We start from the raw sequence: 12,197 nt of genomic DNA on the forward strand, positions 1-12,197 counted from the left end.
ATTTATGCTGTTTAAATTCATTAAAGCTAGAGCGATAGGGTAATAGCTCTAGCTTGGCATACTGGCAGGATCAGTCAATAGCTAAAAAAGATCCTTAGAAAATAATTTGTCTTGGTGAATAGTTACATTTCAGCAAAGGTTGAATTATCAATGTCAGAAGTTAGTGAGCTGGGCACTATAAACAAAGCACACAGCTTCGCTGCATATAGTACAAACAAAACGCGCTTAAGCTTGAGGATTCAATTTAATCTATTTATAAAATAAAGGGCATAGTTGTTTGTTTATGTAAGTTCTCGTTTATCTGAGTGTTTTTTGTTTAGCACTATTAATAAACGTTTAAACTTAGTTTATAGCCTTGTACTTCTATAGATATTGAACAACACTTTAGTTAATAATTTAACGAGTGGCAGGCTATGCAAAAGAGTAAAATCTGGCTTTTCAAGTACTTCAAAGGTATCTCTTTTGTCTTATTTTTAATGATACTTATTAGTTTTAATTTTATTTTAAATGATGCATTACATCAAAAAATTCATGCTTCTGGGCAGCAGTTCGTTAAACACGTTTACGAGCTGAATTTATCTCCTTCTATGAACAATGAAGCGTTGGCTGCATTAGCTAAAAGTGAAGGTTTTATGTTGGAAGTGCCAAAGCCTGCAGAGCATTTTAAGCATTTAGTGAATATAGAGCGCGAAGTTTTTTCTTACAAAACATTAAATCTGAGCCTCTATCACTATCCTGCTTGGGTAACACAAAGTTACTTATTTATATTGCTAAACTTGATCATATTAGGCGCCGCTGGCTGGTCTTATCGCTGGTGGGGGTTATTGAATGTAAGTCGTAAAATTACGCCCAAAAATACAATGATACAACCTACTAAAATTATTAAACAAAAACAAAATAAAATACGATTAATTAAACAAGTAAAAAAATGCGAATTAAGTTCTTTGTATGGGGTTAATAGAGCATCACATAGCTTATTTTTACTCATTGAATGTGACTTTGATAAGAAAACCGATAAAGAAGCTATTTTTAAAGTGTTAATCACTAGAAAATTGACTGGATTTAAAGATGTGTCGGTAAAAATACTAAATTCCAATTACTTAGCCATCACCTTGCCACATATATCTACTCCCGAGTTAGACAGCTACGTTGAAAAGCTTCATCAGAGTGTGTTTTTACTATGCCAAAATTACCAAAAAAGTATGACTCATAAAAACATTAAAATAGGTGCGTGCGACTATCGAGTAGGCGCAGATAAAATTGCGGTTTATCAGTTAGCAAAATCAGCACTTATGCTATCGCAAAGCAGCTCAGTACAGCACTATCACCGCTTAGCGTTAAATTATTACCAAGAAAAACCACTCTCGAGTAAACAGGTTATCGAAAATATTAAAAAGAATAAGTTTATATTATTCTTCCAGCCTTTATTTGAGCTCTCTAGTGGGGAGATTTTACAACATGAAGCGCTTATTAGGGTTAGGCATAGCCAACTTGGATTACTAGCTGCTCGTTATTTTATTAATCAGGTTTATAGTAATCAAGACGCTTTAATATTAGATAAAGCCGTAATAACACAAGTTAAAAAGCTAATGCTGAGTGAATCTTCGGCTCAAACAGTTAGTGTAAATCTACACCCTAAAAATTGGTTTAACGATGTATTTTGGGAGTGGCTACCTAGTCAAATAGCTGAACTTAAATTAAGTGCTAAATTACAATTTGAAATAAGCGAGACAGAATTTTTTACTCATAGAAAATCGATAACTAATGCACTAAATATAATTAAAAAAAGCCGTTCACAAATTGTAATTGATAATGTAAAAAGCAGTGAGAAAGTAGCTGTATTAGCTGATTATAACCAAGTTTGCGGACTTAAGTTATCATACGAATTAATTCATTTGTTAAATGAAAAAACTCAAAATCAAAGGCAGATAAAAAAGATAGTCGAAGCCGCAAACCTTTTAAATTTACCTGTATATGCCGTTGGTGTAGAGACTCAAAAAGAGTTGTTTACGCTTGCCAAGTTGGGAGTGGTTGGAGCTCAAGGGTTTTACTTTTCAGAGCCACTTCAAGAGTTTACGCAAGCGGTATTTCATTAAATTAAGCCTCTATATTTAAGACCATTTAGCCCCTGAAGTCCGCCAGTATGGACCGCAATAATCTTACTCCCAGATGGGAAATAATCTTGCTCAATGAGTTGCCACAATGCATACATCATTTTTCCGCTATAAATAGGCTCAAGCGGTAGGTTGTGTGTGCGGCCCACCTCTTGGCAAAACTGCCATAACTCAGGTGAAAACTTACCATAGCCGCCACCATGAAACTCTGTGAGTAACTGCCAGTTAGTTTGATTATTAGCTTTAGCGCTCAGCTTTTTTATTTCTTCATTTAAATAATCAGCTTGTTTTAATACCGCTATACCAATAATTTGTGTTGTTGAAGCACTGCCTTCTATTAATCCAGCAAGCGTGCCACCACTACCGGTAGGGCACACTAAGTAGTTATGCTCAGGTAAGCTTTGTACTAACTCTTTACATCCTAATAAAGCGTGCTCATTTGTACCACCTTCAGGAATGATATAAGCATTTGGAAAGCGCTCTTGCAAAGCATTAAGGTAATCGGTGTCTTGGCGTTTTCGATACTCTATACGATTAACAACATGTAGGTTCATACCACAATGTTTTGCAAATTGGATTGTTGGGTTGTTGTTATCCAGTTCTGGTCCGCGAATAATCGCGTGAGTTTTTATATTAAATTCTTTTCCTGCGGCTGCGCAGGCGTGAATATGGTTTGAAAACGCACCACCAAAAGTCAGAAGCTCTGTTTTATTTATCTTTTGCATATACGCTAAATTGTATTTTAATTTACGCCATTTATTGCCACTTATTAGCGGATGTAGTAGATCGTCACGTTTTATACCTAAACAAATATTTCTCTTTTTTAGAAACGTTGTATCTATTTGCTGAATATAGTTATTTTCTTTAGTTTCAAATGATTTATGCATATTTATTAGTTTTCAACTTGGCAAAGTGTAACGTGCTGGTGAGTTGCGATGAATATATAGACCTACCCGACAGCAGCACAACAAACGGGCTTGTTAATATTTATTACTTACAAAGTAGTGCAACGTGCGCCGCAATTGATTGCCCTGCAGGAAATGATTGCAGAAAGGATTATTGGGAAACACAAAGAACACTCAGTGTGGAGGCTAAAACTTTACCATGATAAAAAGTGCATTAGTCATTATATTTTTTAGCTGCGTGTTACTTTGTAATCACGCAAATGCAGTGCCTCCAAAAATCGAGGGCCGTTATATAGAGCTGCAAGATACATACACATCGCCTGTTTGGACAAAAGTAAATTTTCAACAGCAATATATAACGCCTCCTGCTGTATTTATGCTCTCAACAAACCAAGGTGGAAACCCTGCAATAATAAGAATACGTAATATAACCACAACTAGCTTTGAGGCCTTACCGCTTGAACCTTCAGGAGAAGATGGTGGACATATTAGTATGGGGGCGCACTATTTAGCTGTTGAGTATGGTGTGCATCAATTTCCAGACGGCACAATTATGTAAGTGGGCAGTACAGACTTATTACTCGAATTACAGTATGGCTCTAAGTCTGGCTTTGCTCCACTGACACCTAAAGGCTATAAGTCTTTAACATTTGCTGAACCGTTTACTCAAAGGCCAAACTTTTTCCATTCGTTACAAACACTCAATAGCATAGACAGCAATCCACCTTCTGAGGCATTAATTCCGTTTTTAACAGTTGCAGTAGAAAGTAATTCGCTATCTGCCAGCAGCGTTAATATTGCTTTAGAGGCATCTGAAACAGCACTTGGGCTCATAAAAAACGAAACTGTTGCTTACATGGCAGTGGAGCCAGGAAGTAACCGCACATTTACTGACGATAATGGCGTTGAGGTATCGTGGGAAACTTTTTTCACAGGCTTTGAAATTGACGGTTGGAGCGATGGCTGTAATTACTTTAGTTTTACTAATAACTTTAGTGTGGCTCCTTTGGTGGTTGCAAGTAAAAACTCACGCCAAGAAGATGATGGCGGGTGGCTACGCAGCTGTAACCTAAGAACTGACAGGCTAGGGCTTGTTGTTGACGAAGACCGTGATGGCGATAACGAGCGCCGTCACGTAAACGAGGAAGCATCAATACTCGCCATGACCAGTACCTTTGTATTTAATGGTGATATTTTAGATTGTGATACGTTATTCCCAGGCGCTATTTCTACTTATAACAACGGTGAAGTACAGCTGGTGCAGGGGGTAGAAATAACCGATGGTAATGCGCAGTTTGTCACCACCACAAATTTAATTTCTACAGCGCTGACGAGCCCTCCTTTATGTAATGGTCAGGCGTGAGTTGCTGGTGGTTATAACTCTTTAGAGCCTAATCAAGCGGCGCAGGTGCCAACGGTTACAAATGATGGTAGCTCAACAGGGCCCGTACCTACTTCTTTAGCTGGCGACTATTATTACGATGAGTTGCAGTTAAGTATGCTGGAAACAGAGTACAGAGTAACAGCGCCTACACGTATATTTTTAAAAGACACAACCTCACTATTATCAACTTCATTTTTGAATATAGGTAAAACAAGTATAGTGGTCGAAACCGGCGCGTATTTAGCTATTTATGTTGATGGTGCGATTGCTATTGCAGCCGATGCCAATATTGCGGCCTATATTGTTGCCACTGGTGAGGTAAGAATCGCACAAAATGTAACGTATCAGGGGTCAATTACATCGGCTACTCAAATTATTACCGAAGGGAGCTCAACGTTTGACGCTCTACCAGTACCCGAAAGTATCCCTGGTTTTTGTGGCATTTATACACCAGAAACACTGGATCATTATCGTTTAACAATAAGCGATAACAATGCTCTAATGTGTGAAGCTAAAGAGATGACACTCACAGCCTGCGCTAATGATGCCTGCGATTTATTATTTGCTGAGCCGTCTAGTTTAAACCTTTCTCCAGATAATAGTGGTCAGCAAAGTTGGGTTACGGGGGAGAATATTAATTTTACAGGATCAGCGGTTGTCGAATTTGCTAAACGCACCACAGGCAGTGTTACATTTGGATATAACACTGCTGATCCTTCTGCACCTCTTCGTTGTTATATCGGTGGTAATAATGTTGGTTTGAGTGGCTGTAAAGTTACGTTTTCTGATGCTGGATTTATTTTTAATAATGATACAGATGGAAATACTACAATTCCTACTCAGTTATCAGCAAAGCCTTCAAATACTGGATTTAATGCAAAAGCGCTATCTATTCAAGCGGTAAAAACAAATACCACTACGGGCGTATGCGAAGCTGCATTTCCCGCTGGTGGTGATGTAAGCTTAGATTTATCGTATACATGCAGTGCTGGTGCAAGTTGTTCTGATACGGTTTCACTTAGTAACAACAATAATACCTTTGCGGTCGAGCAAGCAGCTAAATCGTTCACGCTAAACTTTGATAGTGAGTCTAAAGCCCCGATTGTTATAAATTATCCCGACGCAGGAAAGTTGAGTTTAAATGTAAATACCAATTTAATTTTAGACCCAGTCACTAATTTATCAGTAAATCTAACGGGGAGTTCAAATGAGTATGTTGTAAAGCCATTTGGATTAGCGATAGAAGTTGCAAGTGATGGCTATGCAGCAGATGCCAATGGGAGTTTATTTAGATTAACTGGCGAAGCATTTGATTTAAAGATGAATGCGGTGCAATGGCAAACAGGGCAAGACACTAACAACGATGGTTACCCAGATAACTACAGCAATATAACAAATAACACCATTGCCAAGCACTTTATTACAGAGCAACCACTTGTAGAGGCATTACTTAAAGCGCCTACGCCAGGCGTTCAAGGTACGCTTGAAGCGATGAGCACTGTTGCCTTTAGTGACACAGGCAGTTTGAGTGAATCTATATCGCAGTATAATTACGACCAAGTTGGCATCATTGATTTAACAGCAGGTCTGCAAGATGCAGATTACTTTGGCGAGGGAGATGTAAAAGGTGAATTATATAATATTGGTCGTTTTGCACCTTCGCAGTTTCAGGTAGTGGGGGTTCAAGCTGCCGCACAATGCACGCAATACGGCAGTAATTTAACTTACCTTGATCAACCTTTTGAACTTGGCTTTACAGTACAAGCGCTAAATCAAAATGGTGAGCTAATGGCTAATTATAAAGAGGGCTTTGATAAGTCCAGTGTAGCCATTAATGCCGAAAATAATGAAGTAGCTAACTATGTACCCGCAACTAATTTTGCTAGCAGATTAGTAAACCTAGGAAATAATAACTGGGGAGATATAAGCGACGGCCAGTGGCAAATGAGCCAACTTAACACGACACTCGAAAGATTAGGTGTAGGGCAAGCAGATGGACCGTTTGCTATGGTGAGTTTAATGGCAACGCTTTCTAACATAGAAGGAGCAACGCTCATTGATGCAAATGATAAACCTAATACACAAGCAGCATGCTCGGGTGGCTGTAATAGCGTAAGACTAAATACATTACCAATAGAGTTTAAATTTGGACGCTTAGTCCTTGGTAATAACGCAGGCTCCGATCTCGACCCTTTACTTATTCCTATGCAGGCTCAGTATTACAACGGCAGTGGATTTGTAAATAACGCAGAAGATAACTGTAGTGTATTTGATCATACCCAAATCACTCAAATATCACCTAACAGCCCGCAGTTAGCCTATGAATATGGAACGGGTGTATCTGGCCAGTTAGAGGCGGGAGTGTATCCGGCAAACAATGGTATTTATGCACAGCCAAATGGTTTGGGTGAATTTACCTTAGAATATAATACTTATGATTGGTTAAAGTGGGATTGGCAGGGGGATGAAACACAGCTTGATCCTCGTACTATTTTACAATTTGGACGCTTTCGAGGAAATGATCGGGTTATTTACTGGCGTGAAACACGCGAATAGTTGTAAACTAAGATAATAATTGAACAAAGCTTGTGTTTTGTGCTGCAAGTACATAGCATAAGGTTTTAATTATAAAAAATAATAACGACCAAATAATTGCCGCTTTTTGGGACTGGAATATATGCGAATTACTCCTTTATCTCTGTTAATTTCAGCTAGTTTGTTAGCTAGTAGTGCATTTGCACAAGACACAGCTACAGTAACTGGAATTGAGTCAGAGATTAGTGTTAAACAGACAGAATACGATAACTCGACAAGAATACTTGAAAAACATCTTAAAGAAGAAAGTCAGTTACAAAATCAACTAGAGCTACTTCGTTCTCGTTCTACAGAGCTAGATAAAGAAAAAAACCAAGCGCTCGATGCGATGAACGAAATGTACCGTCGTTTAATTGACGATCCCACTATTAATATTAGTGCGGCTCAATCACGCTATCAAAAAGCGGTGATTGATCATAAGCAAAACAAAGATGATATTTCTATGCAGTTGGCGGCAATTGCATCCCACCGTAAAGATATAGAGCAAATTCGTGTTGCTAAGCATACGCTTTTAAATACTTTAGAAAGTTTAAAAGAGCAGTTAACTACAGCCAGAGTAGAGCGTTTACGTAACGAGTTTACACGTGAAGGCACGCTTGAAGTTAACCATACGATTAACTGTAAGCGAACAGAAACGCTAGCGGCGTGTGAGCAACGCGGTCAGCAAATGGGGCTACAAAAAGCAACTAAACGCTTTGTAGATCAAATATTTGCAAACTTAACAGAAGAGCGCATTGTTGAGCCAAAACGTAATTTGGCGGGCGCTCAAGTACAAATATTAAGTAGCCATGTAGTTAACAGTGCATTTAGCGGCCAAGGTAACTACAACGTTAATTTAAGCGTAACCATGCGCGGTGAAGTTAATAGTAGCCGTTTATGTAGCTTATTAAGTATAGACAATCGTTATTGTTCTGAGTACGGCACGCCACTTACCGCGGCTTATCAACCCGCGTATAACAATACATTTACCGATAGTCAGTTAACATTCAGTAATAGCGCGGATAATAGCAACACGGTGTCGGTTTCTCGTTTAGAAAAGCAGCCAGTACGTGATTATTCAGTTAAACCTGCATCGGCGAAAAAAGATTACCCTTCTATCCTTAATAAGAAGAAGGATCAATCAATAGAGCTGACATTACGATCAAACGTATACGACGATGAAGTGTTTATCGATGGTGTAAGCTTTGGCTCAACACGCTTGATCACACGTTTACCGCCGGGTATTCACAACATTGAAATACGTAAACTTGGTTATAAACCTTATCAAGCACGTGTTGATTTGAATAAAGCACAAACAATTAATGCAAATTTGGTAAAAAAGCCTAAGTCGATTGCTGCACCGACCTATACTCGAGAGCAACCAGAAGTAACAACACGCCAGGTTAGTGAAAACGTTAATGTATTAAATGCAAACGTTGAAACGCCGGTTGTCGTTATTCCTGCAGGCAAATTTAAAATGGGCGATATCAATGGCAATGGTTTAGCTAATGAACGTCCAGTAATTGAAAAAGTAATAGCAAATTCTTTCGCTATGCAAAGTAAAGAAGTAACCGTAGGTGCCTACGAAAAGTTTGTAGCAAATACAGGTTATAAAACTCAAGCGGAAAAAAATAAAGGGTGTGCGTATTATTTAAATGGCGAACCAGTATGGGAAGCAAATTTAAATTGGCGTAATCCTGGTTTTGAGCAAGGCAGTGACTTTCCTGCTGTATGTTTAACTTATAACGATGCAAAAGCTTACGCTGAGTGGTTATCGGGTCAAACAGGACAGCAATTTCGTTTACCTAACGAAGTTGAGTGGGAATACGCAGCACGCGCAGGAACTGAAACAGAATACCCTTGGGGTAACGAAATTGGTAAAAACCTAGCTAACTGTGGTTGGTGTGGTAGTGAATGGTCAAACAGACGTGCATCACCAGTAGGTTCTTTTTCTCCAAATGCATTTGGATTATACGATACCGTAGGCAATGTATGGGAATGGACCGATAAAGAATCAGGTGAGTCTGATGTAGCAGTAAGAGGCGGAGCGTGGAACTTTGCACCAAGCCTTGCTCGTGCATCTACGCGTTTAATATTAGCGCCTGATTTTAGATCTAACTACATTGGTTTTCGCTTAGTTCGCGAACGATAAACTCAATTAAGGAAGCTTTGCTTCCTTTTTTCACAAATTCACAAATTCACAAAGGCGCTGCGCTTTATATTGCTCATATAGTTGAGCATGTTAAAGTGAGGCAGCTAATATAAGAACGTATTTCAAAGGTCATCCAGCCTCATGTTTAAAAAACTCCGTGGTATTTTTTCTAACGATCTATCGATCGACTTGGGTACAGCCAATACCCTAATTTATGTAAAAGAAGAAGGTATTGTATTAAACGAACCTTCTGTTGTTGCTATTCGCCAAGAACGCGCTGGTGGACCTAAAAGTGTTGCATCTGTAGGTACAGAAGCAAAACAAATGCTAGGTCGTACACCGGGAAATATTAAAGCAATCCGTCCAATGAAAGACGGTGTAATTGCTGATTTTTATGTAACTGAAAAAATGTTACAACACTTCATTAAGCAAGTGCATAACAATAACTTTATGCGCCCAAGTCCGCGTGTACTAATTTGTGTGCCGTGTGGGGCTACTCAAGTAGAAAAACGTGCAATACGTGAATCTGCAATGGGTGCTGGTGCTCGTGAAGTTTACTTAATCGAAGAACCAATGGCAGCAGCTATTGGCGCAGGTTTACCAGTATCAGAAGCAACAGGTTCTATGGTTGTTGATATTGGTGGCGGTACAACTGAAGTTGCTATTATTTCACTTAACGGTGTTGTTTACTCATCATCTGTTCGTATTGGTGGTGATAAGTTTGACGAAGCTATCATTAATTATGTTCGCCGTAACTTTGGTAGCTTAATTGGTGAAGCGACAGCTGAAAATATTAAGCATCAAATTGGCTCTGCGTTTAAAACTGATGAACCAATCGAAATTGAAGTACGTGGCCGTAACCTTGCAGAAGGTGTCCCGCGTTCATTCACGCTTAACTCACACGAAATCCTAGAAGCTCTACAAGAGCCGTTAATGGGTATTGTGAGTGCAGTAATGGTTGCGCTTGAGCAATCACCACCAGAGCTGGCATCAGATATCTCTGCGCACGGCATGGTACTTACTGGCGGTGGTGCATTGTTAAAAGATTTAGACCGTTTATTAATGGAAGAAACGGGTATTCCGGTTGTTGTCGCTGATGATCCACTTACGTGTGTTGCGCGTGGTGGTGGTAAAGCATTAGAAATGATCGATGTTCATGGTGGTGACGTTTTTAGTTACGACTAATGAAATTAATGTTTGGACGCACAGTCTCTTTGCAACTGCGACTTTTTGTCGCAGTGCTTTTGAGTATCGTACTCATAGTTGGAGACAGATATACGCAAGGTGGTACCGTTGTTCGTACCAGCCTTAATACTCTAGTTAGCCCACTAATCTATGTTGCTAATTTACCCTACGAATTATTTAGCTTAAGTGCTAAAAGCCTGCATACGCGGGATCAGCTTCTTACTGAAAACGAAGCGCTGAAAAAAAAGCAAATGCTACAAAGCGAGCAACTTCAGCAGTATCAATTTCTAGCCAGAGAAAATCAAAAACTGCGCGCCTTATTGGGCTCATCTGCGAAGCAATCAAATCGTAAAATTATTGCTCAAGTACTTTCTGTACATTCAAACCCGTATAGTCATCAGGTTGTTATTAACCGTGGTACTACTGACGGGCTTAGTGAAGGCCAAGCTGTAATTGATGAAATGGGTGTAGTAGGGCAGCTCACAAAGGTTGGTTCAACAACTTCACGCGTGCTACTAATGACCGACACCACACATGCTACACCTGTGCGTATACTTCGTAACGATGTACGAACGGTTGTTGAAGGCATAGGTAAAATTAACGTCGTTAAGCTCTCGCACGTTCCACACAGTTTAGATGTGCGAATTGGCGATGTACTTGTTACATCAGGTTTAGGTGGCACATTTCCTGAAGGATACCCTGTGGCTGTAGTAACCGAAATAAATCGTGATGAAGGCCGCCCATTTGCACAAGTTTTTGCAGAACCTATTGCACAGTTAGATCGCATTCGTTTGCTGGTTATTTTATGGCGTAATCAACAGGAGCAAATCAGCGATGATTAACCGTTATTCATTGTTAATTGCGCTAAGCATCTTTTTTGCGTTAATAATGGCACTAATGCCACTGCCATTTTCATTTGAACCATTTAGGCCTGATTGGGTTTTACTTGTACTTATGTATTGGTCATTGGCAGTACCGCATCGTTTAAATATTGGTACTGCATGGGTTGTTGGTTTATTAATAGATTTAGCATCTGGCTCACCACTAGGTGTGAACTCGCTTACATTCTCAGTATGTATATTTATAACCGCAAGTAACTTTCAAAAAATTCGTAACTTTTCGCTTTGGCAACAAAGCTTATTAGTTGGTTTATTTTTAACGCTGTACCATTTAATGCAATTTTGGCTAAATCATTTTTTGTTAGATGTTTACTTTAATCCACAGTATTTATGGCCAGTAGCAACCGGAATGGTTAGCTGGTTTTGGGTTTTTTTACTGCTTCGTAAATATCGCAGACATTTTAGGATCAGGTAATGACTACCTCAATATATTTGGCATCAGCCTCTCCCCGCCGTAAAGAGTTATTAAGCCAATTAGGTGTCGAATTTACACAGTTTAGTGTTGATGCAGATGAAAGCCCACTTCCAAACGAGCAACCTAGAGCTCTTGTTGAGCGTTTAGCGCGCTTAAAAGCACAAAGCGGTGTTGAGCTTGGATATACTGATCGTCCTGTGCTTGGTAGTGATACCGTGGTTGTTATCGACAACGAATCACTGGGTAAACCTCGTGATAAAAACGATTTTACAAACACATTAAAACGCCTGTCAGGTAACACGCATCAAGTTCTTACCGCAGTTGCATTTGCGACGCAAAATGATGTGCTTAGCTGTGTTGTAAGCACAGATGTTACTTTTAAAACCTTAACAGATGAAGAAATTAATGCTTATTGGGAGTCAGGTGAGCCACAAGATAAAGCCGGTGGCTACGGTATCCAAGGTTTAGGCGGCCGCTTTGTAACTCACATTGCGGGTAGCTATTTTTCTGTTGTAGGCTTACCTTTATATGAAACCGAACAATTATTAAAAACATTCTTAAGAAGGTAA

Annotated in this window: 10 protein-coding genes; 9 read left to right on the forward strand and 1 reads right to left on the reverse strand. The window is 39.3% G+C overall.

Features of this window, described 5'->3' with window-relative positions; all coding sequences use genetic code 11:
- Positions 1–476 precede the first annotated feature (476 nt).
- Positions 477–2,096 (forward strand): EAL domain-containing protein, encoded by a 1,620-nt coding sequence (locus H4J63_RS09380; RefSeq protein WP_182196149.1) that lies wholly within the window; start codon positions 477–479, stop codon positions 2,094–2,096.
- On the opposite strand, the gene H4J63_RS09385 is transcribed toward H4J63_RS09380, so the two are convergent.
- Complete coding sequence (locus H4J63_RS09385) at positions 2,093–3,001, reverse strand: 1-aminocyclopropane-1-carboxylate deaminase/D-cysteine desulfhydrase (protein WP_182196152.1); 909 nt, start codon at positions 2,999–3,001, stop codon at positions 2,093–2,095. The genes H4J63_RS09380 and H4J63_RS09385 overlap by 4 nt on opposite strands.
- Positions 3,002–3,218: 217 nt before the next feature.
- On the opposite strand from H4J63_RS09385, the gene H4J63_RS20285 reads away from it, so the two are divergent.
- The 8 genes from H4J63_RS20285 (at position 3,219) to H4J63_RS09415 (ending at position 12,197) form a co-directional block, all read left to right on the forward strand.
- Complete coding sequence (locus H4J63_RS20285; protein WP_259365597.1) at positions 3,219–3,578, forward strand: H-type lectin domain-containing protein; 360 nt, start codon at positions 3,219–3,221, stop codon at positions 3,576–3,578.
- On the forward strand, positions 3,579–4,382 hold the full coding sequence (locus H4J63_RS20290; protein ID WP_259365598.1) for a hypothetical protein: 804 nt from the start codon (positions 3,579–3,581) through the stop codon (positions 4,380–4,382).
- 45 nt (positions 4,383–4,427) lie between these two features.
- Positions 4,428–6,959, forward strand: a complete 2,532-nt coding sequence (locus H4J63_RS09390) for a DUF6701 domain-containing protein (protein WP_259365599.1) — start codon at positions 4,428–4,430, stop codon at positions 6,957–6,959.
- A gap of 121 nt (positions 6,960–7,080) precedes the next feature.
- Positions 7,081–9,129 carry a formylglycine-generating enzyme family protein gene (locus tag H4J63_RS09395; protein ID WP_182196154.1) on the forward strand — a complete coding sequence of 683 codons (2,049 nt, stop codon included), beginning with the start codon at positions 7,081–7,083 and terminating at the stop codon, positions 9,127–9,129.
- Between the two features lie 141 nt (positions 9,130–9,270).
- Positions 9,271–10,314 (forward strand): rod shape-determining protein, encoded by a 1,044-nt coding sequence (locus tag H4J63_RS09400; protein WP_002958401.1) that lies wholly within the window; start codon positions 9,271–9,273, stop codon positions 10,312–10,314.
- Positions 10,314–11,156 carry a rod shape-determining protein MreC gene (gene mreC, locus H4J63_RS09405; RefSeq protein WP_173400216.1) on the forward strand — a complete coding sequence of 281 codons (843 nt, stop codon included), beginning with the start codon at positions 10,314–10,316 and terminating at the stop codon, positions 11,154–11,156. The genes H4J63_RS09400 and mreC overlap by 1 nt, the downstream gene beginning before the upstream one ends.
- Entirely contained in the window at positions 11,149–11,628 is a 480-nt protein-coding gene (mreD, locus tag H4J63_RS09410; RefSeq protein ID WP_024598042.1) for a rod shape-determining protein MreD, read from the forward strand. Before mreC ends, mreD begins: the two co-directional genes overlap by 8 nt.
- The gene (locus tag H4J63_RS09415) at positions 11,628–12,197 is read left to right on the forward strand and encodes a nucleoside triphosphate pyrophosphatase (RefSeq protein ID WP_182196157.1); all 570 of its coding nucleotides are present in this window, start codon (positions 11,628–11,630) and stop codon (positions 12,195–12,197) included. The genes mreD and H4J63_RS09415 overlap by 1 nt, the downstream gene beginning before the upstream one ends.

Origin of the sequence: Pseudoalteromonas sp. 5Ae-yellow, from assembly GCF_014077565.1 — a bacterium.
Lineage (GTDB): Bacteria > Pseudomonadota > Gammaproteobacteria > Enterobacterales > Alteromonadaceae > Pseudoalteromonas.

Bases quoted from the DNA above. Each gene is read 5' to 3' on its own strand.
- H4J63_RS09380 (WP_182196149.1), top strand. From the start codon at position 477: ATGATACTTATTAGTTTTAATTTTATTTTAAATGATGCATTACATCAA.
- H4J63_RS09385 (WP_182196152.1), bottom strand. From the start codon at position 3,001: ATGCATAAATCATTTGAAACTAAAGAAAATAACTATATTCAGCAAATA.
- H4J63_RS20285 (WP_259365597.1), top strand. From the start codon at position 3,219: ATGATAAAAAGTGCATTAGTCATTATATTTTTTAGCTGCGTGTTACTT.
- H4J63_RS09395 (WP_182196154.1), top strand. From the start codon at position 7,081: ATGCGAATTACTCCTTTATCTCTGTTAATTTCAGCTAGTTTGTTAGCT.
- H4J63_RS09400 (WP_002958401.1), top strand. From the start codon at position 9,271: ATGTTTAAAAAACTCCGTGGTATTTTTTCTAACGATCTATCGATCGAC.
- mreC (WP_173400216.1), top strand. From the start codon at position 10,314: ATGAAATTAATGTTTGGACGCACAGTCTCTTTGCAACTGCGACTTTTT.
- mreD (WP_024598042.1), top strand. From the start codon at position 11,149: ATGATTAACCGTTATTCATTGTTAATTGCGCTAAGCATCTTTTTTGCG.
- H4J63_RS09415 (WP_182196157.1), top strand. From the start codon at position 11,628: ATGACTACCTCAATATATTTGGCATCAGCCTCTCCCCGCCGTAAAGAG.